This window comes from Phyllobacterium calauticae (genome assembly GCF_019991125.1).
Lineage (GTDB): Bacteria > Pseudomonadota > Alphaproteobacteria > Rhizobiales > Rhizobiaceae > Phyllobacterium > Phyllobacterium calauticae.
In genome coordinates, this window is record NZ_JAGENB010000005.1 from 71,064 (window position 1) to 91,872 (window position 20,809).

18 protein-coding genes are annotated in these 20,809 nt (G+C 59.0%); 8 read left to right on the forward strand and 10 right to left on the reverse strand.

Features of this window, described 5'->3' with window-relative positions; genetic code table 11:
- Nucleotides 1-470: 470 nt before the first annotated feature.
- The 7 genes from J1W56_RS17875 to J1W56_RS17905 form a co-directional block, all read right to left on the reverse strand.
- A complete protein-coding gene (locus tag J1W56_RS17875; RefSeq protein WP_223614652.1) occupies nucleotides 471-1,415 on the reverse strand; it encodes a substrate-binding domain-containing protein in 945 nt (314 codons plus the stop codon).
- Between the two features lie 81 nt (nucleotides 1,416-1,496).
- The gene (locus J1W56_RS17880; RefSeq protein ID WP_223614653.1) at nucleotides 1,497-2,507 is read right to left on the reverse strand and encodes an ABC transporter permease; all 1,011 of its coding nucleotides are present in this window, start codon (nucleotides 2,505-2,507) and stop codon (nucleotides 1,497-1,499) included.
- The gene (locus tag J1W56_RS17885) at nucleotides 2,504-4,054 is read right to left on the reverse strand and encodes a sugar ABC transporter ATP-binding protein (RefSeq protein WP_223614654.1); all 1,551 of its coding nucleotides are present in this window, start codon (nucleotides 4,052-4,054) and stop codon (nucleotides 2,504-2,506) included. The genes J1W56_RS17880 and J1W56_RS17885 overlap by 4 nt, the downstream gene beginning before the upstream one ends.
- A complete protein-coding gene (locus tag J1W56_RS17890; protein WP_223614655.1) occupies nucleotides 4,054-5,226 on the reverse strand; it encodes a Gfo/Idh/MocA family protein in 1,173 nt (390 codons plus the stop codon). The genes J1W56_RS17885 and J1W56_RS17890 overlap by 1 nt, the downstream gene beginning before the upstream one ends.
- Nucleotides 5,227-5,244: 18 nt before the next feature.
- A complete protein-coding gene (locus tag J1W56_RS17895) occupies nucleotides 5,245-6,300 on the reverse strand; it encodes a sugar phosphate isomerase/epimerase family protein (protein ID WP_223614656.1) in 1,056 nt (351 codons plus the stop codon).
- A gap of 57 nt (nucleotides 6,301-6,357) precedes the next feature.
- Nucleotides 6,358-7,374 carry a LacI family DNA-binding transcriptional regulator gene (locus J1W56_RS17900; RefSeq protein ID WP_223614932.1) on the reverse strand — a complete coding sequence of 339 codons (1,017 nt, stop codon included), beginning with the start codon at nucleotides 7,372-7,374 and terminating at the stop codon, nucleotides 6,358-6,360.
- A gap of 240 nt (nucleotides 7,375-7,614) precedes the next feature.
- Entirely contained in the window at nucleotides 7,615-8,445 is an 831-nt protein-coding gene (locus J1W56_RS17905; protein ID WP_223614657.1) for an oxidoreductase, read from the reverse strand.
- 112 nt (nucleotides 8,446-8,557) lie between these two features.
- Between J1W56_RS17905 and J1W56_RS17910 the strand changes: the two genes are divergently transcribed.
- Nucleotides 8,558-9,463, forward strand: coding sequence for a LysR family transcriptional regulator (locus tag J1W56_RS17910; RefSeq protein ID WP_223614658.1), 906 nt, complete (start codon nucleotides 8,558-8,560; stop codon nucleotides 9,461-9,463).
- 108 nt (nucleotides 9,464-9,571) lie between these two features.
- Nucleotides 9,572-10,609, forward strand: a complete 1,038-nt coding sequence (locus J1W56_RS17915) for an ABC transporter ATP-binding protein (RefSeq protein ID WP_223614659.1) — start codon at nucleotides 9,572-9,574, stop codon at nucleotides 10,607-10,609.
- 1 nt (nucleotide 10,610) lies between these two features.
- Here J1W56_RS17915 and J1W56_RS17920 read toward each other — a convergent pair whose 3' ends face one another.
- Both J1W56_RS17920 and J1W56_RS17925 read right to left on the reverse strand, forming a co-directional pair.
- Complete coding sequence (locus J1W56_RS17920) at nucleotides 10,611-12,254, reverse strand: ABC transporter permease (protein WP_319025569.1); 1,644 nt, start codon at nucleotides 12,252-12,254, stop codon at nucleotides 10,611-10,613.
- Nucleotides 12,255-12,368: 114 nt separating this feature from the next.
- Nucleotides 12,369-13,343, reverse strand: coding sequence for an ABC transporter substrate-binding protein (locus J1W56_RS17925; protein WP_223614660.1), 975 nt, complete (start codon nucleotides 13,341-13,343; stop codon nucleotides 12,369-12,371).
- A 234-nt stretch (nucleotides 13,344-13,577) separates the two neighbouring features.
- Here J1W56_RS17925 and J1W56_RS17930 point away from each other — a divergent pair, with 234 nt between their 5' ends.
- The 6 genes from J1W56_RS17930 to J1W56_RS17955 all read left to right on the forward strand — a co-directional run bounded on the left by J1W56_RS17930 (nucleotide 13,578) and on the right by J1W56_RS17955 (nucleotide 19,444).
- Nucleotides 13,578-14,687 carry an ABC transporter ATP-binding protein gene (locus tag J1W56_RS17930; RefSeq protein WP_223614661.1) on the forward strand — a complete coding sequence of 370 codons (1,110 nt, stop codon included), beginning with the start codon at nucleotides 13,578-13,580 and terminating at the stop codon, nucleotides 14,685-14,687.
- 76 nt (nucleotides 14,688-14,763) lie between these two features.
- Complete coding sequence (locus J1W56_RS17935) at nucleotides 14,764-15,900, forward strand: ABC transporter substrate-binding protein (RefSeq protein WP_223614662.1); 1,137 nt, start codon at nucleotides 14,764-14,766, stop codon at nucleotides 15,898-15,900.
- Nucleotides 15,901-15,965: 65 nt separating this feature from the next.
- On the forward strand, nucleotides 15,966-16,787 hold the full coding sequence (locus J1W56_RS17940) for an ABC transporter permease (RefSeq protein ID WP_130272636.1): 822 nt from the start codon (nucleotides 15,966-15,968) through the stop codon (nucleotides 16,785-16,787).
- On the forward strand, nucleotides 16,787-17,596 hold the full coding sequence (locus J1W56_RS17945) for an ABC transporter permease (protein ID WP_223614663.1): 810 nt from the start codon (nucleotides 16,787-16,789) through the stop codon (nucleotides 17,594-17,596). Before J1W56_RS17940 ends, J1W56_RS17945 begins: the two co-directional genes overlap by 1 nt.
- A 10-nt stretch (nucleotides 17,597-17,606) precedes the next feature.
- Nucleotides 17,607-18,653 (forward strand): LacI family DNA-binding transcriptional regulator, encoded by a 1,047-nt coding sequence (locus J1W56_RS17950; protein WP_223614664.1) that lies wholly within the window; start codon nucleotides 17,607-17,609, stop codon nucleotides 18,651-18,653.
- 17 nt (nucleotides 18,654-18,670) lie between these two features.
- Complete coding sequence (locus J1W56_RS17955; protein WP_223614665.1) at nucleotides 18,671-19,444, forward strand: phosphodiesterase; 774 nt, start codon at nucleotides 18,671-18,673, stop codon at nucleotides 19,442-19,444.
- 55 nt (nucleotides 19,445-19,499) lie between these two features.
- Here the strand turns inward: J1W56_RS17955 and J1W56_RS17960 are convergent, their stop codons facing one another.
- Nucleotides 19,500-20,786 carry a Hint domain-containing protein gene (locus J1W56_RS17960; protein WP_223614666.1) on the reverse strand — a complete coding sequence of 429 codons (1,287 nt, stop codon included), beginning with the start codon at nucleotides 20,784-20,786 and terminating at the stop codon, nucleotides 19,500-19,502.
- Nucleotides 20,787-20,809 lie beyond the last annotated feature (23 nt).

The following is a 20,809-nucleotide window of genomic DNA, read 5'->3' on the forward strand; positions in this document are numbered from 1 at the left end:
TGCGAGCGGGGCCAGCCTCGGAAGCCGGACTTGAAGATCGATGATTTGGCGTCGTGACATTGCAGGCCAGCCTTTTCGTGCTGTCGCTGCCGGAATGCTCCGGCAACGGATAGTTCAAACTTGACTCGTATGATCATATTTATTACTCAACATAAAGAGGAGTCAACGAGTCAAGTTAGTTGGCGCTTGAAAAACATCACAAAATTGCAAGCGCGCTGACCGCGAGCCTGCAAAAAACTCTTGAAGTTCGCGCTATCCCAGCAAGCGCAACGGCTGGAAATTTCGGCGTGCGAAGCGCAATTTGCGGCAGGAAATGGTTTGAGCATGACCGCTGCTCCAGCCATGATGAAGCCTGCTGCAACAGGGAAGGCGTCGGGGTACGAGTCCTCCCCGGCGCCAACCCTGACAAAAGAAAAAGGCCCTTGCGGGCCTTTTCCATGTGCAGACTGATCATGTCTTGATCGTGGAGATCAGAACGGCGAATCAGGGAAGTAGAATTCCTTGGCATTGTCCTTGGTGACCAGGGTGGCATCCAGGATGTATTTGCCGCGTACAGGAACCTGATCGTAGAAATTGGCAACCGTCAGTTCGAGTGCCGTTGCGATCATGGACGGCGGATAGAGAACATTGATCGGTGTCATGGCATCGCCATCGCTGACACGCTTGATCATGTCCTTCATGCCGGCACCGCCGATGACCATCTTGATATCGGTACGCTTGGCCTGGCTGATGGCCTCGAGCACGCCGACGGCCATGTCGTCATCCTGGCACCAGACAGCATCGATCTTCGGGAACTTGGTCAGATAGTCCTGCATGACCTTGAAGGCGTCATCGCGTGACCAGTTGCCGAACTGCTTGTCGAGCACCTTGATACCGCTTCCGGCAATGGCTTCGTCAAAACCCTTCTGGCGTTCTTCGTCAATGACGATCGGCAGGCCGCGAATGACCACGACGTCAGCGGTGCCAAGCTTGTCTTTCAGATATTTGCCGGCGACACGGCCGAGCTCCGGATTGTTGCCGGCGACATACAGATCCTGAATGCTCTGATCGGATAGGGCGCGGTCGACAACCGTGACGAATACGCCCTTTGCCTTGACCTGACGGATCGGGTCGGTCAGTTCGTCGGAATTATGCGGCAGGGTGACGAGGGCATCGATCCCCTGCGTGGTCAGGTCTTCGAGCGCATTGGCCTGGGAAGCACCATCGGGTGATGTCTTGATGGTGATCTTGAGGCCGGGATGGTTGGCCTCGAGAATCTTGGCCGCCCGTTCTGCGTGATAGACGACGCCGCCTGTCCAGCCATGATCGGCAGCCGGAATGGAAACGGCGATATTGACTTTCTTGTCTGCGGCGTGAGCCAGGACCATGCTTGACGCGAGCAGCGCGCCGGCAAGTCCCACGATGAGTTTACGCATATTTCTCTCCCAAATATTCTACGGGCCTTTGTGTCGAGGTCGGCGGGTGGCCCATTCTCCCCCTCCCAAACTTTATCGCCATTATCCCTTGCGCTGCAGCGTCCGCTGCACCAGCATGGCGATGATGATGATGACGCCCTGAACCGCCCCGATCAGATATTCACTGACGAAGTTGGACAGGACCATGATGTTGCCGACGATCTCCAGCATGAAGGCGCCGCAGATGGTTCCCCAGATGCGCCCGACGCCGCCTTTCAGCGCCGTGCCGCCAATGACGACCGCCGTGATGGCCTGCAACTCCCACAGCATACCTGTCGTGGTGGTTGCGGCACCCAGCCTCGGGACGTAAACCACAACAGCAATGGCGACACAGATGCCCTGAATGACATAGGTCATGGCGCGGACACGATTGACGTGGATGCCGGAATACCGCGCGACGTCTTCGTTGGAACCGACCGCGATGACGTGCCGGCCAAAGGAGGTCTTGTAGAGGATGAAGGCACCGAGCAAACCGACGGCGATGATGATCCAGACCGGTATCGGCAGTCCGAGAACCGTGCCGGTATAGACCGGCCGGAACAGATTGCGCATTTCACTGGATTTCATGGCAATCGATCCGCCATTGGCAAGCCAGACCGTGACGGAGCGGTAGATGGCCATTGTTCCAAGCGTCACGATAAACGGTTCGATCCGCCCCAGCGTCGTGACGGCGCCGTTCACCAGCCCGGCGCCTGCCCCGACGCCGATGGCGATGACGACACCGGCGGCCAGCATGGCGAAATTGCCGTCGATGGCGGCAGAATTCAGGAACAGGATCATGATGCCGGCGACAAGCGCAGCCATCGATCCCACCGACAGATCAAGCCCGCCTGCCGAAATCACGAAGGTCGCTCCAACCGCGATGATGGCGATGAAGGACGAGCGGGTCAGCACGTTCAATATATTGTCGATGCCGATGAAGCTTGGATTGACCAGGGCGCCCAGAACGAAAAGCGCGGCAAGCGCCAGGAACGGCGCAACCGCCGTCTTGTCGATATCCGCCAGCTTGCGGCCAAGGCCGCGCGTGTCGGTATTTGCTTGCGTATCGCTCATGCGGACCCCGTTGCGTATAGTTCTGCTTCGTTTGTTTTGACGCCGGTGGCGTAGACGACGATTTCATCTTCCGTCATCGCGTCACCCGAGACCTCGCCGACAATGCGCGCGGAGCGCATGACAAGGATGCGGTGACAGATGCCGATCAGCTCCTGCATCTCGGACGAGATGACGATGACCGATTTTCCTGACCTGGCGAGATCGGCGATGAACCTGTAGATCTGTTCCTTGGTGCCGATATCGATGCCGCGGGTCGGCTCATCGATGATGACGATGCTCGGATCAAGCAGCATCATCTTGGCGAGCAACAGCTTTTGCTGATTGCCGCCGGACAACTGGCCCGCCAGCAGATCGCGCCGCCGGGCCCGGATGTCGAATTCGGCAATCGCCTTGTCCAGCCCCTGTTCTTCCTGCTTGCGCTCGATGAGCGGGCCTTTGGTGAATTTTTCCAATGAGGCCAGCGTGAGGTTCGTCCGCAGGTTCTGTGCCAGAAGCAGTCCCTTGCCCTTGCGGTCTTCGCTCAGGTAGACAATCCCGGCGGCCATGCTGTCGCGCACGCTGTGAAACCGCACCGGCTTGCCGTTCAATTTGACCTGCCCATGTCCGGCACGCAGCCCGACAATGCCTTCGAACAGCTCAGTCCGTCCGGCGCCGATCAGCCCGGCAAAGCCGAGAATTTCACCTTTGCGCAAGGCGAACGAGGCGCTGCGGGCATAACCCGGAACGTCGAAATTGCTCACATCAAGGATCGTCTCGCGCGTCGCGGTCTCTTCCCTTTCGGGATAGAGCTTCGACATATCGCGTCCGACCATCAGCTTGGCCATGTCAACGGGCTGCAATTCCGAGGCATTGCGGGTTGCGATGAGCTTGCCGTCGCGCAGCACGGTGATGCGGTCGGCAATGGCGGCAACCTCCGGCAGGCGGTGGGAAATATAGAGAACAGCGACGTTCTGGTCGCGCAGGTTGCGGATCACCTTGAGCAGCGCTTCGGTCTCATAGGGCGTGAGGGATGCCGTGGGTTCATCGAAAATCACGACGCGGTGCGGCACCTGCAGCGCGCGGGCAATCTGCACGAGCTGGCGCCGCGCAATGGATAGCCGCGACACCGGTGTTGTCGGATCAATATCAGCACCGAGCTTGCGCACGGCTTCGGCAGCCAGCCGGTTCATCTCGCGGTCATTGACCATGAGACCGCGTTTCAACTCGCGGCCCATGAAAATATTCTGTGCGACCGTCAAATGCGGTGCGAGCAGGATTTCCTGGTGCACCAGCACAAGGCCGCGATGTTCCGCATCGACGGGACCGGCGAGGGTCACGTCCTCCCCATCCATCGCAACCGAGCCGCGGGTCGGCTGCAGATGGCCGCTCAGAAGCTTCATCAGCGTCGATTTGCCCGCACCGTTCTCGCCGATGATTGCATGCACCTCGCCGGGCTGGATGGTGAGGCTGATATCAGTCAGCACCTCCACCGGCCCGAAAGCCTTGGCGATGCCCCGGGCTTCAAGCACGGGCGCTCCGTCGTTGCGATGGGTTTGGTCGCTGTTCATCACACCTTCGTCCACACGCCGCCGGCTTTGGAGGACTTTACCGCCGCATCGATGAACTCCATGCCGGCAAGTCCATCCTCGACCGTCGGATAAATCACATCCTTCGGTGTCTTCTTGCCCGTCCGGGCGGCAATGATCGCCTGTGCGGCTTCCGTATAGATATTGGCAAAACCTTCAAGATAGCCTTCCGGATGACCACCGGGAACGCGTGTGACACGGGCGGCTTCCGGCGACGCGCCGGCTCCGCCGCGGGTCAGCAATTGCTTGGGTTTGCCGAACGGCGTGTACCAGAGATAGTTCGGATCGGCCTGCGTCCATTCCAGCCCGCCCTTTGTGCCGTACACACGAAGTTTGAGGCCATTCTCGTGCCCGGGTGCTACCTGGCTTGCCCAGAGCATGCCCTTGGCGCCGCCATCGAAGCGCATCAGGATCTGCACGTCGTCATCGAGCTTGCGGCCTTCGACGAAGCTGGTGAGTTCGGCGCACAGCTGCTTCAGCGTCAGGCCGGAAACAAAACAGGCAAGGTTATAGGCGTGCGTGCCGATATCGCCGATGGCGCCGCCTGCGCCCGAACGCGCCGGATCGGTACGCCATTCCGCCTGCTTCGATCCTGAGTCCTCCGCTTTTTCGGTCAGCCAGTCCTGCGGGTATTCGGCCTGCACCAGACGGATCTTGCCAAGGACACCCTTTTCGACCATGGCGCGGGCCTGCCGGATCATGGGGTAACCGGTGTAATTGTGAGTCACGGCAAAAATCTTGCCGGTCTTCTTCACCAATGCCACGAGTTCCTTCGCGTCCTTCACCGTTGTCGTCAGCGGCTTGTCGCAGATCACATGGATGCCCGCTTTCAGAAACGCTTTTGCGGCGGGTGCATGCATATGGTTCGGGGTAACGATCGCCACCGCCTCGATCCCATCCGGGCGCTTGGCTTCCGCTTTCGCCATCTCTTCGAAAGAACCATAGGCACGGTCTTCCGCAATGCCGAGCTCCTTCGCCGAGGCCTTGGCGCGCGCCGGATCGGAAGACAGGGCTCCGGCGACGAGCTCGTATTGATCGTCGATGCGCATGGCGATGCGATGCACGGCGCCGATGAAGGCGCCCTGCCCTCCTCCGACCATGCCGATGCGAATGCGCCGGGTTGCCGCTTTTTCTCTGCTTGCTTCAATAGCCATTGCCGCTTCCTTCCGTTCTTATACCAGACCAAGGATATGGCGGTTGGCCGCGTCGTCAGTTCCTGCGCCAGCGAAATCATCGAATGCCCTTTCGGTCACGCGGATCAGATGTGCGTTGATGAATTCAGCGCCTTCACGTGCACCGTCTTCCGGATGCTTGAGTGCGCATTCCCATTCCAGCACCGCCCAGCCATCGAAGTCATAAGCCGTCAGCTTGGAAAAGACGGCGCCAAAATCCACCTGTCCGTCACCGAGCGAACGGAAACGGCCGGCACGATTCACCCAGGACTGGAAACCGCCATAGACACCCTGACGGCCGGTCGGGTTGAATTCGGCGTCCTTGACGTGAAAAGCCTTGATGCGCTCGTGATAGATGTCGATGTAGTCTAGATAGTCGAGCTGCTGCAGCACGAAGTGCGAGGGATCATAAAGCAGGTTGGCGCGCGGATGATTGTTCACGCGCTCCAGGAACATCTCGTAGGTGATGCCGTCATGCAGGTCTTCGCCCGGATGGATTTCATAGGCCGCATCGACACCCTGTTCATCGAGGTAGTTGAGGATCGGTGTCCAGCGCTTGGCCAGTTCGTCGAATGCCGCTTCGACGAGACCGGCAGGCCGCTGCGGAAAGGGATAGAGGAATGGCCAGGCCAGTGCGCCCGAGAATGTCGGCATGACTTTCAGGCCAAGATGGTTGGAGGCACGTGCGGCGCGCTTGACCTGATCGACGGCCCATTCCTGGCGGGCCTTGGGGTTGCCATGCACTTCAGGCACGGCAAAACCGTCCATCAGTTCATCGTAGACCGGATGAACGGCGACGAGCTGGCCCTGCAGATGGGTTGAAAGCTCGGTGATGGTGAGCCCATGCGCATGGGCAATGCCGGCGACTTCATCGCAATAGGTCTTGGAGTCCGAGGCCTTCTTGAGATCGAACAGCCGCGCATCCCAGGTGGGAATTTGAACACCCTTGTAGCCGAGGGATGCTGCCCATTGGCAGATCGCGTCGAATGAGTTGAACGGCGCCGCATCACCCGCAAACTGTGCGAGGAAAATGGCTGGTCCCTTGATCGTCTTCATGTCTCGTCTCCTCCAATTCATGCGGGCGCCTCGGGCAGGCACCTCTCCGGTTTCTGTTCAGGGCATGTTGTCCCTGAGAAAAATATCGATGCGGATATGTTCCTGCCCCGGTACGATGGGACGGCCTTCGCGCAGGGCAGTGAGAATGCGCGCGGTGCTACGCGCCATATGCCCGACATCCTGATTGATGAGCGCATCCACGGTGCCGCGCACCAGATGGCGGCGGGTCGAGGCGGTGAGTTCATGCGCCACGAAAATCACGTCGGAGACACGGCCGGTTGCTTCGAGCGCAGCAACGACACCCGCCTGACCGCCGCCAGCGTTGTAGATGGCGACCAGATCGGGATGATCGCGCAGCAGCGATCGCGAGACTGTCTCAACGCGTGCATTCTCGTCGCGTGCTTCCCGCACGGGCAGAACTTCAAGATTGGCGTATTCGCGGGAAATGACCTGTTCGAAACCGAACTGCCGCTCCACGTGGTCGCGCAGGGCCAGCGAGCCGGCAATCATGCCGACTTTGCCCTTGCGCGGTCCGACAAAGCGGCCAATCAGCGATGCAGCGGTGCGGCCGGCGGCGTAGTTGTCGATGCCGACAAAATGGGCGCGGCGCGAATTCGGCACATCGGAAACCAGTGTCAGGACAACCACACCCCTGTCGGCAAGGGCGTTGATGGCTTCTGTCACGGCGGGATGGTCGAGCGCGACGACAGCGACGCCGTCGATGCTGGAGGGCAGCCGTTCGAGCGCCGCCGCCAAAGCCTCGCCGTCGAAAGTATCGACATATTGAATGGAAAGCCGCACGCGTTCCTGCAGCTGGCGTTCGCGGGTTGCACGAAACTCCGCATCCAGCGCCTGCATGAATTCGTTTTCGCCGGTCGGCAGGATAATCCGGAAATCATAGTCCCGTCCGCGCGCAAGCCGCGATGCGTGCTGATCCGGATGAAATCCAAGCAGCTTGATGGCCGCGTTAACGCGTTCGATGGTGCGCGCATGCACACCATTCCGCCCGTTCACAACACGATCAACCGTTGCAAGACTGACACCGGCTTCTCGGGCGACGTCTTCAAGCGTCATCTTTACCACGAGAATTCTCCTCCGCTTGATATACTAGTTCGGCGAAATGAGGTGTGCAACTCTTTTTGACGGGTTTTGATGGGAATTTTGATGGACGCAATGTTGTCCTGCTGCAACTTGCGTGTCGTGGTGTTGATCGCTGGCAACGATGTGAGCAACGCATGCCTTGAGCAAGGTCACCGTCTCACGACAGTGACCTTGCCCGAATTGTCCGATTGATGCGGAGTTTGACTGTTTAAATTATTCGCCTTTCTCGAAATCGGTGCTGCGGGTGATCGTTTCCCAGGCATCGATCTCATCGACAATCTGATCCAGTTTGCTTCGGGCACGGCGCAGCGCATCACTGCCGAGCAGCAGATGAAGAGGTGGATTGTCGGCACGAACCAGGGTGATGATCACTTGTGCTGCGCGATCTGGATTGCCCAGCTGTCGACCCGCGACGGAATCGAAGGCGGCAGAACTCCGTCCGATCGTCTCGGCATAGGCAGCGTCTTCGGCGTCGCTTTTGCGTATTGAGTGAGACGAAAGGAAGTCCGTCCTGAATGCGCCAGGGGCGATGGCCGTTATTTTGATACCAAGCGGTGCGACCTCCAAAGCCAAGGCTGATGAAAGGCCTTCAAGCGCATATTTGGCGGCAGCATAAACGGCCGATCCGGTGGTTGGCGCGCGCCCGGCAATCGAGGTGATGTTGATGATGTGACCATGGCGCTGCGCGCGGAGGTAAGGCAATGCCGTCCGGATGATCCGGAACGGTGCAAAAACATCGACTGCAAACAGTCTCTCGACATCCGCATCCGATGCCTTCTCCAATGCACCCAGCAGCCCGTATCCGGCATTGTTTACGATGACGTCGATCTCGCCCGCTATTTCAAAAGCTTTTGCTACGCTGGCAGCTGCGGCTTGGCCGTCGATCAGATCAACATTCAGGACATGCAACGTGCCGCGATCATGATCAAGTTCGAACGGTCCCGCACGAACTGTCCCAATCACAGTATCTCCCTCTGCCAGTGCTGCCGCGGCAAGTGCCTTGCCAAGGCCACGCGAAATTCCTGTGATGAACCAAGTTGTCATTTTTTATCCTTTTCAATGAACCAAAGAGAAAATGACAGAAAGGTTGTGCCTTTATAATACGCCAAGAAATTACAGTGCTTGTTAGTTCAGCTAAGTAATGTACGGTGGTGAAATGGACATCCTGCTCGCCGGACATGACTACAATCAGCTTCGCGCCTTCATTGCCGTCGCTGAATTTCTGAGCTTCTCCCGGGCCGCCGACAGCCTCGGCGTCTCCCCTTCAGCACTGAGCCAGATGGTGCGCAGTTTCGAGGAGAGGGTGGAGATGCGCCTCCTCCACCGGACGACGCGAAATGTGTCATTGACGGAGGCCGGTGAGAATCTGCTTCAGCGGGTCAGGCCCGCGGCGTTTGAACTCGGAAGCGCAGTCGCACAGGCTCGCCGTTCGGGAGAAAATCCCGCCGGTACGGTAAAGGTGCATTCATTCCGATCCGCAGCCCGAAAACACATCGAACCGATTCTTGCCAGCTTTACCCAACGCTATCCCGAAGTGCTGCTCGACATTACGGTCGATGACGAGGTCATTGACATCGTCGCTGGCGGTTTCGACGTGGGCTTGCGCATAGGAGAGGTAATTGAACGCGACATGATCGCCGTTCGTCTGGGATCCGAGCTTCGGCAGGTGGTGGTGGCGACGCCTGATTACCTTGCGCGTCATGGATATCCGGAGCACCCGCGCGATCTCATCAGTCATCGTTGCATACGTTGGCGCTGGCCGGGCCGGGCCACGCCTTACGCTTGGGAATTCTTCGAGAATGAAACCTGGTTCAGTGTCTCCGTCGAAGGTCCATTGATCTTCAGTGACAAGGAAATGGCACTGGGTGCCACTCTCAAAGGAATCGGGATCGGTTTTCCGATCGAGGACACCGTTGTCGACCACATTGCCGAAGGCAGGCTCGTCAGCCTGCTGGATCCATGGTGCGCTCCGTTTCCAGGGCTATTCCTGTGCTATCCCAGGCAGCGTCATATGGCACCTGCGCTGCGGGTTTTCATCGATGCCGTGCGTGCTGGCGCCTGAATGCTCAGTTTCTGCCAGCGGTCCGCATACCACCGCCTCGTCACATGGTTGTAACGCGATTGGCGCATAGGCGGTGCCAAAGATCGAAAAGCATTGTAAAAGCGGCGCATGACCGACATTCACATCCAGAATCTGACCAAGCGCTTCGGCGAGACGGTTGCTCTCAGAAATATCTCCATCGATTTCCCCGCAGGGTCTTTTACCTCGCTGCTGGGACCCTCCGGTTGCGGCAAGACCACTCTCCTGCGTCTGATTGCCGGGTTCGAGGCACCCGACGATGGCGCCATTGATTTTGGCGACGAGCGGATCGCCGATGCGCGCCGCCAGAAAACGCCGGAGGAGCGCGGTGTCGGCGTGGTCTTCCAGTCCTATGCCCTGTGGCCGCATATGAATGTTGCCGAGAATGTCGCCTACCCGCTGAAGACCCGGAAGGTTGCCAAGGCCGAGATCGCGCAGCGCGTCAAAACGGTGCTGGAAAGCGTCAGTCTCGGCAGTTTCGCCGATCGGCGGATCGAGGAACTTTCGGGCGGCCAGCGGCAACGCGTTGCCCTCGCCCGCTGTCTGGTTGCCGACGCGAAAATCATCCTTTTCGATGAACCGCTTGCCAATCTCGACATGCATTTGCGCGCTTCGATGATCGAGGCTTTTCGGGATATCCATCGGCGCACCCGTGCGACGATCGTTTATGTCACGCATGACCAATCGGAAGCGCTGGCGCTCTCCGACCGCATCGCGGTGATGAGTGCCGGCAACATCCTGCAAATCGCTGCACCGGTGGAGGTCTATCACTCCCCTGCGGATCAGCGCGTGGCCGGATTTATCGGCCGCGGCACGCCGGTTTCCGGCACGGTTGTCGAGAGGCAGGCGTCATCGGCTCTCGTTGATGTGGCGGGGTATCGTCTTGCAGCGCGGGGCGTTGCCGATGGCTCCGACGCAATCAAGCTGCTGCTGCGCCCCGAAGCTCTCCGTCTCGCCGATGACGGGCTTGCTGCCACAGTACAGGAAAGCACTTATCGCGGTGCCGTCTACGAAACCCGGCTTGAACTGGCCAACGGCGAGCGCCTGACGCTCGACAGCCCCTCGGCGCTGCGCATTGGTGAAACCGTGCACGTCGCCATTGCCGACGCCTGGATTATTCCCGGCTGATCTACCGCCAGGGCAATACACCAGGCGGGAGCTTTTTGCCGAGACGGTCGAGAACCGCCAAAAGTGCCACGACAATCAGGATTGTCGTCACGGCAATGGCCGCCGCATGGGTACCAAGCCCAGCCTCTTCGAGGCTGAACAACACGACGCCGAGTGTTTCATGCCCGCTTGACCAAAGCAGTGCCGAGACCGTCAATTCGTTGAATGCGCTCATGAAGACAAGCAGGGCCCCGGCAACCGCTGCGGGTGCGGTCAGTGGGCCGGTGATTGTCATGAGACGGCGCAGCGGACTGGCACCGGACACGGCGGCCGCTTCATTGAGATCGCGCGATAGTTGCCCGATTGCCGTTGTGACCGGTTTCATGGCCAGGGCGAAGAAGCGCATGAGATAGGCAACCAGGATGATCCACACGGTACCGTAGAGGCTGCCGATCAATGGCAGCGGGCGCAGGAACAGCAAAATGCAGGCAATGGCAAGCACAATGCCCGGCAAGGCATAGGGCAGTTCGATGGTCCCATGCAGGATGCGTTGCGATAGACGCGAGAAGCGCTCCAGCCCCACAGCAACCGGAATGGATCCCACCGCGAGAATGAGAGCGGCGGCGCCAGCAAGAGTGGCCGAGTTCCAGAAGGCGCGGCTGGTGGATGCCTGCCGGAACAGTACTTCCTCGAAATTGGAGAATGTCAGGGTGGACCAGTTGAGCGGGACGCCGAAAGACGGGATCAATGCCGTGGTTATGAGGGCAAGCACCGGCAGGATCAGCATGAACAGGATGGCGACCCAGCCAAGAGCGGCGAACAGCCAGCGGTAGCGGCCAAGGGCAAAGCGCGCGGGTGTTCCCGTGGTAAATCGGTGGTTGACCTTCTTGAGTGCCAGGGCCTGCAGGACGACACCAAGCAAGGCGAGCATGGCAATAAGGACGGAGAGCGCTGCAACCTGCGGCAGCACGCTGGGACCAAAACTGGCGATACGCTGGTAGATCATCGTCGTCAGGGTGAGATAGTTGACCGGCATGCCAAGCAGGGCGGGAATGCCGAAATTGCCAACACCCGACACGAAGGCAAGCGCCGTGGCAGCAACGAGATAGGGCCGTACCATCGGCAGGATGATCGTCAGGAGCACGCGCAGCGGCGATGATCCGGAAGAACGCGCCGCCTCGACCAGATCGCGGGGGACGCGAGTGAGCCCTGCCCGCAAGGTGATGAAAACAATGGGTGCATGCTGGATGGCATAGAGCAGGATGATGCCATTGCGACCGAGCAGCGGATTGGACGTGCCCGGCGGTGGTGCAAGACCGAAAGCACCAAGCAGCGTGCTGGATGGCCCGAACAGGTGCAGCCATGACAGAGCCATCACCTGTGGCGCGATCATCAACGGCAGCAGCAGCAGGAAACCGAGGGTCTTGCGCCCCGGCAGGTCGGTCATGGCAATGCCGATGGCAAAAGGCGCGCCAACCACAAGGGCGAGCAGCGCGCCGAAGAAGGCCGTATCCAGGGTGTTGAGCGTGGCCCGCATGACCGAGGCACTGGAAAGCCGCCCGGCCATGGCGGCAAGATCAATCTCGCCGCCGGGTGCGACGGCTGTCACCAGCAGCCGCAGCATCGGCAAAAAGCTTAAGGCAAAGATGATGGCGAGAACCAGCACGGCGGACAATCCGCCATCCTGCCGGAAATAACGCCACAACCTGTATGCCGGGGAACCCGCATGTGTGGATGCGGGTCTGGCATTGTCTATGGAATGTGTAATGGCCAAAGGCGTTTACTGCCCCATCACTTCGCTGAACTTTTCCTTGTTCTTGGTCTCGTTGGCGAGCGCGCCGGCGGCGTCGAACTTCATGACCTTGATCGAGGCGCGGTCCGGATAGCCCGCCGGCAAGGCAACGTCGGCACTCGCGGGGATATAGCCCATCTTGGCTGCGAGCTCCTGACCGTCCTTCGACAGGAGGAAGTTGATGAAGGCTTTTGCCGCTTCCGGATTTTTCGCCGTCGACAGGATGCCGGCCGGCTCGGTGACAGCCGAAACGCCTTCCTTCGGGAACACGAACTCGACCGGAGCGCCCTTGGCCTTCTCGCGGATCGGCATGTAGTCGACGATCATGCCATAGAGCTTGTCGCCGCCGCTGACTGCTTTGAGGATATCGCCATTGCCGCCCGCAGCCTGCGCGCCATTCTTGGCCAGCTCGGCATAATAGTCCCAACCCTGTTTGAGATTTTCGGTGAGCGTAACGGTGTGGATCAGGGCGGCACCCGATGTCAGCGGACTTGGCATGGTGACAAGACCTTTGGCTTCCGGCTTGGCGAGATCGGCCCAGCTCGTCGGCACAAACGGTGCCTTTGTGTTGTAGACAATGCCTGTCGTGATCAGCTTGGTGGAGAAGTAGGTGCCGTCCTTGTCAATGAGCGCGGCGTCGATACCCGAAGTCTTTGCGTCCTTGAAGGGCAGCAGGCGGCCTTCCTTCTTCAAGCCTTCCATCGTCACCACATCGGCAATCAGCAGAACGTCGGGCTGCGGCTGGCCGGCTTCGATTTCGGCGCGCAGCTTGGCCATGATCTTGGGCGTTCCGTCGCGCACCCATTCAACCTTGATACCGGGGTTCTTTGCCATGAATGCATCGGCGGTTTGCTGCGCATCGGTGTTGGGCTGGCTGGTATAGAGGACAAGTTTGCCATCTGCGGCAAACACCGGCTGAAGACCGGCGGCAAGCAAAACGGAAACGATGAGAATGCGGCGCATGATAACCCCTTTTGTCAGGACGAGATGAACCCGCTTTGATTTTTGCAGGCTCATAATGATCGGTCACCCCTATACAAGCCGGATAACGGTTCTATGACATCTAGACAAAAGTTGTAAGGTTTTCATCGGGTGAATTGGCTTGGAAAACCCCGTCAAAATTTTTTACTTGTCATCCCGCTGTTATAAACAGACAGTACAAAGAAAAAATTGCACAGCTGCGCAATGGGATGGAAAATGACTGAACCTGCTTTCCTCAAAGTCGAGCGAATGAGCGTGGGGTATGGCCCGACGACAGTACTCGACAATCTAGACCTCGACATTCACAAGGGTGAATTCGTGGCGCTTCTCGGCTCGTCCGGTTGCGGCAAGACAACGCTTCTGCGGACGATTGCCGGCTTCTCCAAGCCGTTCAGCGGTTCCATCCAGGTTGCGAACCGCGATGTCACCCAGATGCCGCCGGACAAGCGCGGTATGGCGCTGGTGTTCCAGTCCTATGCGCTGTGGCCGCACATGACCGTTGCCCAGAATATCGGCTATGGGCTGAAGCTGCAGAAGCGCTCCAAGGATGTCATCGACGCGCGGGTCAACGAAATGCAGAACCTGCTTGGCCTTGGCGGTCTCGGCGCACGCAAGCCGGCTCAGCTTTCCGGCGGGCAGCGCCAGCGCGTGGCGCTCGGCCGGGCGCTGGCCATCGATCCGGAAATCCTGCTGCTGGATGAGCCGCTTTCCAACCTCGATGCCCGTATCCGCCTGACGGTACGCCACGAGATACGGTCGCTGCAAAAGCGGCTTGGCATCACCGCCATTCACGTCACGCACGACCGCGAGGAAGCCATGGTGATGGCTGACCGTATCGTCATCATGAATGCCGGGCGGATCGAGCAGCAGGGAACGCCGGAGGACGTCTACAACAAGCCTGCATCGCTGTTCGTTGCTGCGTTCATGGGCGCGGAAAATGTTCTGTCCATGCAGGCGCGTGTCAACGGCGCGCAGATTGAACTGGCGGAAGGCGCGTTCAATCCCTCGACGGTCACGGCATTGTCGGGCCGCGCGCTTGCCAGCGGGCCGGTGCAGCTGCGTTTTCGTGCCGAAGCCGCCCGCCTTGCCGGCCGCGGCGATACGGTTTCCGCCGAGCCGGGTGCGCTCGAATTGCGCGGCCGGATTGCCAGCGTCAGCTATCCCGGCGGTCATTGGCGCCATGCCGTGCGTCTGGGCAATGACGAAATCCTAGTCGATGCGGATACCGCCTTTGCCGAGGGAGAAACCGTCAAGGTGCATATCCCCGCGCATTCGCTTTTCATTTTCAACGCGCCGCAGGTTGCTGCGGCCGCACATGCCCATTGAGGACAGGTCGCCGGTCCGCCGGCCCCTGCCCCATAGACTGCCAAAACAAAACATCCATGCTCAACGGGAGTTCACGATGAAAACGTTACTACAGGCTTCACTTATCCTCGGACTGGCAGCCACACCTGCGGCTGCCGGTGACCTCACCGTGTTGACGGCGGGTGACCAGAACATGGTCGATTACGTCAATGATTACCTCGCCCCGATCTTCGAAAAGGAAAATCCGGGCACCAAGGTGCGGGTTGTCGGCACGGGCCCCGGCGATGCCGGTTCGCAGAAGATCGTCGAGCGGTTCGACGCGCAGGCCAAGGCCAACACGGAAAAATGGGATGCTGACGTGGCCGTCGTCCACGAGAAGTTCGCCGGTCCCATGGTCAAGGAAGGCTATCTGGAATCCTATCGTGCAAAGATTCCTTCCGGCGTAATGGTGACAAGCGACAAGGCAAAAATGGCGCTTGGCGCCAATGTCGACGGTTATGTCATGCCGATGTTCTCCAGCCAGACTGCTATCGCCTACAACCCTGCGCTGATCCCCAACCCGCCGAAGAGCTATGAAGAGCTGGTTGCCTGGGCCAAGAAGAACCCGAAGCAGTTCGGTTACAACGGCATCAAGGGCGGCGCCTCGGGTGTCAGCTTCGTCATGGGCTGGATTTATGCCTTCGGCGATGGCGATGCCAAGAAGCTGATGAACGGTCCGTTCGAAGAAGCAGAAACCAAGAAGTGGGACAAGGCATTTGCTGGTCTGAAAGATTTCACCACCAATGCCACCCTGACGCCGGGCAATGCCGGAACGCTCGACATGCTGAGCCGCGGCGAAATCGCCATGGGCCCGGTCTGGGTTGATATGTTCTATTCCTGGAAAGCAGACGGCAAGCTGCCGCCGGAAATGAAGCTGTTCCTGCCTGCTCCCGGCATGCCCGGTCAGCCGATGCACTATGTCATCCCTGCCAAGAGCCCGAACACGGCGCTGGCTGAAAAGTTCGTTGCCCTTGCCACCAGCCCGAAGGTTCAGGCTGAAGGCATCGTCAAGCGCTTCAACTGGTACCCTGGCATCGATGCGAAATATGTGCAGTCGGAACTCGACAAAGCCAGCTGGGACAAGCTCTTCATCGATATTTCCCCGGAAGATCTTGCCACCAAGGCAAAGCCCTTCCCGATTGCCAAGTACAATTCGGCAATTCTCGAAGCATATGAGCGCAATGTAGCCAACTAATAGAGCGTGCCCTTCGGACCACCGGCGCACGCCGGTGGTCCCCTCCCCTCTTCTGGAATATGCCGATGCAGAAACGCCTTCTCGCCATTCTTCTCGTGATCCCGGCACTGGTCATGATCGTGCTGTTTTTCATCGTGCCGCTTGGCGCGTCGATTGTCGGCGCATTTGTTGTCGGCGATAGCTACGGCATCGGGAATTTTTCCAAATCCTTCGAGCTTTACTCCAGCGACATGATTTTCACGCTGCTGATTGTCGGCGTTTCCACCCTGCTGATCGGCTTTTTTTCGATCGCTATTGGCGGTTATCTCACGCTGGGCGAGAATCCGCGTGCTGTCGCCGTACTGCGCTGGCTCTACCGCTGGCCCATGTTCATTCCGTTTATTGTCGTCGGCCAGATCCTGCGCACATTCCTTGCCAAGAATGGCCTGATGAACAATATCCTTGTCAGCCTGGGCGTCCTGACGCCACTTCAAACGGTCGGCTTTCTTGACTGGCGCGGCATCGTCATCGCCTTCGTCTGGAAGCAGACACCATTCGTGACGCTGCTGGTCGCGGGCGCGATGGCCTCGCTGGATCGCAGCACCATTGAAGCCGCGCGCAATCTTGGCGCTTCGCGGCTGCGCATCCTCATCGAAATCATTGTCCCGCAAATCGCGGGAACCCTGCTGGTCGGCCTTATCCTCTCCTTTGTCACCATGATGTCGGTGCTTTCGGTGCCGCTGATGATCAATGCGCAATCCCCCACCATGCTGACCGCCGATATTGCGTTCCGCATCAATGCCCATGGCGATTACGGCGTTGCCAATGCGCTCGGCATGATATCGCTGCTGCTGACGGCCGGTGTCGCCCTGGTCTATCTGCGCCAGTCGGTGAAGGAGCGTTCGTGATGGCCCGAATTGATTTTTGGTGGGTTCCCCGCGCGCTCGTCCTTGGCCTGCTTGCCTTTGTGATTTTCGGGCCGCTGACCAACCTCCTGCTGTGGACCGTCGCGGAGAAATGGTATTTTCCGCATATGCTGCCGCTGGAATATGGTTTCAGCTTCTGGCAGCGGGTGTTCTCGCCGCGCGGCAATGCCATGGAATCGCTGGTGACGAGCATTGTCGTGGCCAGCTTGACCGTGGTGGTGGCCCTCGCGCTGGCCGTTCCGGCCGGTTACGCGCTGTCGCGGCTGAAACTGCCGTTCCGCAGCCTGATCCTGCTCGCCTTCCTCATTCCGCAGGCTTTCCCCAATCTGCCCGTCTATGTGAACATCGCGCGGTTCTTCTACCAGATTGGCCTGAACGGCACGATCATGGGCGTGGTGCTGGTGCATGTCACGCACGGTCTCGTCTATGCGGTGTGGATTGCCACGGCAGCGTTCTCCGCCGTGCAGATCGATCTGGAGGAAGCCGCCCGGTCCATTGGTGCCGGTCCCCTGCGCGCCTTTCGTGACGTGACCCTGCCTCTTGCGGCGCCCGGGCTTCTCGCCAGTGCTATTTTTGTGTTTCTGGAGTCGTTGGATGAGTTTACCGGCAGCTATTTCGTTGGCGCGCCCGATGTGAACACGCTGCCGTTATTGCTTTATACGGCGGGGTCCGGCGGCAACTATCAGATTGCATCGATCACCGCGCTGCTGCTACTCATCCCGTCTATCGGCTTTATGCTGGTGGTGGAGCGATTCTTGCGCGCCGATGTGCTGTCCAAGGTTGGACACTAGAGGAACAAGCATGGATTCGAACGGCGACGATCTACCGAAGAAGACCCAGCACTATGTCAGTGCCGTCGAGGTGGCAAGAAAGGCTGGCGTGTCCCGCTCTGCGGTGTCGCGGGCGTTCACACCCGGTGCCAGTGTTTCTGCCAAGAAACGCGAAAAGATCATGGCTGCCGCCGAGGAGCTCGGCTATCAGGTCAACGATCTGGCGCGGGGTCTTTTGGCAAGAACAAGCCGGCTGGTCGGCCTTGTCGTTACCAATCCGGAACTGGGCTACCGCTCGCATCTCGTCGCAGCCTTGACCAAGGCGCTGATCCATCGCGGCAGCGTACCCATCGTCATCAATACCGGCCGCACGGAAGAGGAACTTGTCGCGGCGCAAAAAACGCTGTTCGGCTACCGCGCCGAGGCGACGATCATTCTGTCCGGTTCTCCCCCCTCCTCTTTCGTCGAGCTGGCGCGGCGCAACGGTCAGCCGCTCATTGTGCTCGGACGATCCGAAACCGGGGCCGATGACGTCAATATCGACAATGAAGGCGCAGGCCGCGAAGCCGCCCGGGTTTTTCTCGCCAATGGATTGACGGCATTGGGCTTTGCCGGAACCGTGTCCCGTACGCCGACGACCATCGAACGCGAGAACGGCTTCTGCCAGGAAGCGGCTGCGCATGGGGCGACCGTCATCATGGGGCATGGCGGCAATTCCGATTATGCGGGCGGGCAGGAAGCGGCGCGGCAGCTTTTTGCCGGCAGCGAACCCCCGCAGGCCGTATTCTGCGTCAACGATCTGGTTGCCTTTGGTCTTATCGATCATGTGCGGCGGCACACAAGCCTGAGGATTCCGGAGGACCTGTCCGTCATCGGGTTTGACGACATACCGGAAGCGGCGTGGGAAACCTACAATCTCACCACCTTCCGCCAGGACCCGGCTGTCATGGCTGCACACGCCGTGGCCCTGCTCGACCAGCGGCAGGCGGAACCGGATTGCCCGCCCATGCACGACCGGCTGAACACGCACATTGTTGTGCGCGGCAGTGCCCGCATCCCCCATTCATTCAAGCCCTGATACGTCCGAGACATTCCATGAAAATTATCCAGGTTACCGATCTGCATCTCGTCACGCCGGGCGATATTCTGTGTGAGCGCGATCCGCTGAAGAATCTTCAGGCCTGCATTGCCGACATCAACGAGAATCATGCGGATGCAGAACTGGTGATTTTCACCGGCGATCTCAGCGATAACGGTCATGAGGACAGCTACCAGGCATTGGCGGGTGAACTGGAAAAGCTCATTCCGTCGTATAAACTGCTTCTCGGCAATCACGATAACCGCAGCGCATTTCTGCGGGTTTTCGCTTCCGTCACGCCGGAGGACGGTTTCGTCCAAAGCGTGGTCGATACGGCGGAGGGGCGCCTGATACTGCTCGACACCCTATCGGAAGGTTTTGTCGAAGGGCGTCTGGATGAAACCCGGCAAGCCTGGCTGAAACGGCGTCTGGCCGAGGCGGCTGGCCGGCCGGTGTTCCTCTTCCTGCACCATCCCCCCTTCCCTATTTTCCTGCCGCTCCTCGATGGGCTCGGACTTGTCGAATCGGAAGCGCTTCATGCTTTGCTGCGCGAGCATGGCAATGTCAGGCATATTTTTGTCGGTCATGCGCACAGGCCGGTGGCGGGCAGCTGGCGCGGCATTCCCGTGAGCGTCATACGCGGCACCAACCACCAGACGGCACTGGATTTTTCACCCGACAGGATCATGACGACGCTCGAGCCGCCGGCCTATGCCGTTGTGTTTATCGATCGGAATACAGTGATCGCCCATTTCCACGATTTCCTCGATCGCACCGCTGCCTATCGCTAGCGGTTCGCCGGATTGGCCGTTCGGCTGCCCGCCGAGCGGGAGGATTTCTGCTATGCTATTGTATTCGTTTGTAAAAAGGAAATATATTGGATATATTTTCGGCAGGTTCCGGTTTCTTGCCGAAGCAGTAGCCCAATGCTTGCGCGCGCTGGTCGAGTTCTTCTCTGATCCCGTCGAGGATCGGGCCGCAATAGACCGGAGGATGGCAGGGAGACGAATTTACCGCGCGTTCCGGTGATGTGAACATGAGGGTTCCGGGTTCCAGGAACCTGACCCGGTTGCCAAGATCGAGGTAGCTTTCCGCATAGGCACCTTCCGCGATCAGCACGCCATGCTGCTCCAATTCAATATGGTAATAAATGAATGGTTCGAGCGTTGCGTTCTGCGTGATGGAAGTGCCGTTGATGAGGAGCTTTGCCGGGACAAGTGACCCATTCAGAAACAGGCAATGATCCGGCGACACATGGAGGTTGCGGTTCGGTGCGCCGCGATCGAGCGCGCCCGGACGGATGCGGATAGGTGCATGATCGCGCAGCTTGTCGATGGTTCTGGGATCGATCCTGCGGCTTCCGATCCAGATGATGGGTACGGCTTCACCGTTCATCGTATAGACCAGATTGCCGATCTTGAGCCTCTCGACGGCGATCTCCCCTGCCGGTGTGGAGATCAGCGTTCCCATGACGAAGCAGGGCGTCTTGATGGTGATCTGACCGCTGTTGTCCGCTTGAGCAAAGTCGAACGTGGCAGCGGGATTGATAGTAAACTTTGCGCCTGTACCGAGCACATCTTTGACTGTGTTGGTGGCGCCTTTGATTGTCGTTGCAATGGGGTTTAGAAGACCAGTCAAAAAACCAGGTTTTTCAGCAGGCGCAGGCTCGGTGGTCTTTCCAGTCTTGAAGAGAAGTGTGTCATCCTTCAGTTCGGCGGAGGTTGCGCCATCCACTTTGATCTTGTCGCCTCCGTGAAGATTGATGATCGTGATGGGGCTGGCCACGTTAATACCGAGATTGCCGGGCTGGTATTCGAATGTGCCAGTGCCGTCTGAATAGCCAAAATCGATGGTCGTCGAATTTGCAATGTTGACGGCGGCAGGCGGAGCACTGAGGGTGAGTGTACAGTTTTTTCCTACTCCATAGGTGATGTGCCCGAGCGCTTTCACATCCAGTCCCGCCGGGTTCACCGTCAGATGGGCGCCGTCGACGAGGTCAATTCTTGCAATGTTGAGTGCGCTGAGGTCGACCGATTTGCTGTCCAGGGTGACCTCCCTGCCAGTGATGAGATAGTGGCCATCGGCCCGCTTCTCCAGTCCGACGGGCGGGTCGTTGACGGATGTTTTGGCCATGCTTCTGTTTCCTTCTGAAAATG

Excerpts from the sequence above, each read along its gene's own strand:
- J1W56_RS17950 (WP_223614664.1), top strand. The coding sequence starts at position 17,607 with ATGGATTCGAACGGCGACGATCTACCGAAGAAGACCCAGCACTATGTC.
- J1W56_RS17940 (WP_130272636.1), top strand. The coding sequence starts at position 15,966 with ATGCAGAAACGCCTTCTCGCCATTCTTCTCGTGATCCCGGCACTGGTC.
- J1W56_RS17895 (WP_223614656.1), bottom strand. The coding sequence starts at position 6,300 with ATGAAGACGATCAAGGGACCAGCCATTTTCCTCGCACAGTTTGCGGGT.
- J1W56_RS17925 (WP_223614660.1), bottom strand. The coding sequence starts at position 13,343 with ATGCGCCGCATTCTCATCGTTTCCGTTTTGCTTGCCGCCGGTCTTCAG.
- J1W56_RS17885 (WP_223614654.1), bottom strand. The coding sequence starts at position 4,054 with ATGAACAGCGACCAAACCCATCGCAACGACGGAGCGCCCGTGCTTGAA.
- J1W56_RS17880 (WP_223614653.1), bottom strand. The coding sequence starts at position 2,507 with ATGAGCGATACGCAAGCAAATACCGACACGCGCGGCCTTGGCCGCAAG.
- J1W56_RS17875 (WP_223614652.1), bottom strand. The coding sequence starts at position 1,415 with ATGCGTAAACTCATCGTGGGACTTGCCGGCGCGCTGCTCGCGTCAAGC.
- J1W56_RS17930 (WP_223614661.1), top strand. The coding sequence starts at position 13,578 with ATGACTGAACCTGCTTTCCTCAAAGTCGAGCGAATGAGCGTGGGGTAT.
- J1W56_RS17955 (WP_223614665.1), top strand. The coding sequence starts at position 18,671 with ATGAAAATTATCCAGGTTACCGATCTGCATCTCGTCACGCCGGGCGAT.
- J1W56_RS17945 (WP_223614663.1), top strand. The coding sequence starts at position 16,787 with ATGGCCCGAATTGATTTTTGGTGGGTTCCCCGCGCGCTCGTCCTTGGC.
- J1W56_RS17915 (WP_223614659.1), top strand. The coding sequence starts at position 9,572 with ATGACCGACATTCACATCCAGAATCTGACCAAGCGCTTCGGCGAGACG.
- J1W56_RS17905 (WP_223614657.1), bottom strand. The coding sequence starts at position 8,445 with ATGACAACTTGGTTCATCACAGGAATTTCGCGTGGCCTTGGCAAGGCA.
- J1W56_RS17960 (WP_223614666.1), bottom strand. The coding sequence starts at position 20,786 with ATGGCCAAAACATCCGTCAACGACCCGCCCGTCGGACTGGAGAAGCGG.
- J1W56_RS17910 (WP_223614658.1), top strand. The coding sequence starts at position 8,558 with ATGGACATCCTGCTCGCCGGACATGACTACAATCAGCTTCGCGCCTTC.
- J1W56_RS17900 (WP_223614932.1), bottom strand. The coding sequence starts at position 7,374 with ATGACGCTTGAAGACGTCGCCCGAGAAGCCGGTGTCAGTCTTGCAACG.
- J1W56_RS17890 (WP_223614655.1), bottom strand. The coding sequence starts at position 5,226 with ATGGCTATTGAAGCAAGCAGAGAAAAAGCGGCAACCCGGCGCATTCGC.
- J1W56_RS17935 (WP_223614662.1), top strand. The coding sequence starts at position 14,764 with ATGAAAACGTTACTACAGGCTTCACTTATCCTCGGACTGGCAGCCACA.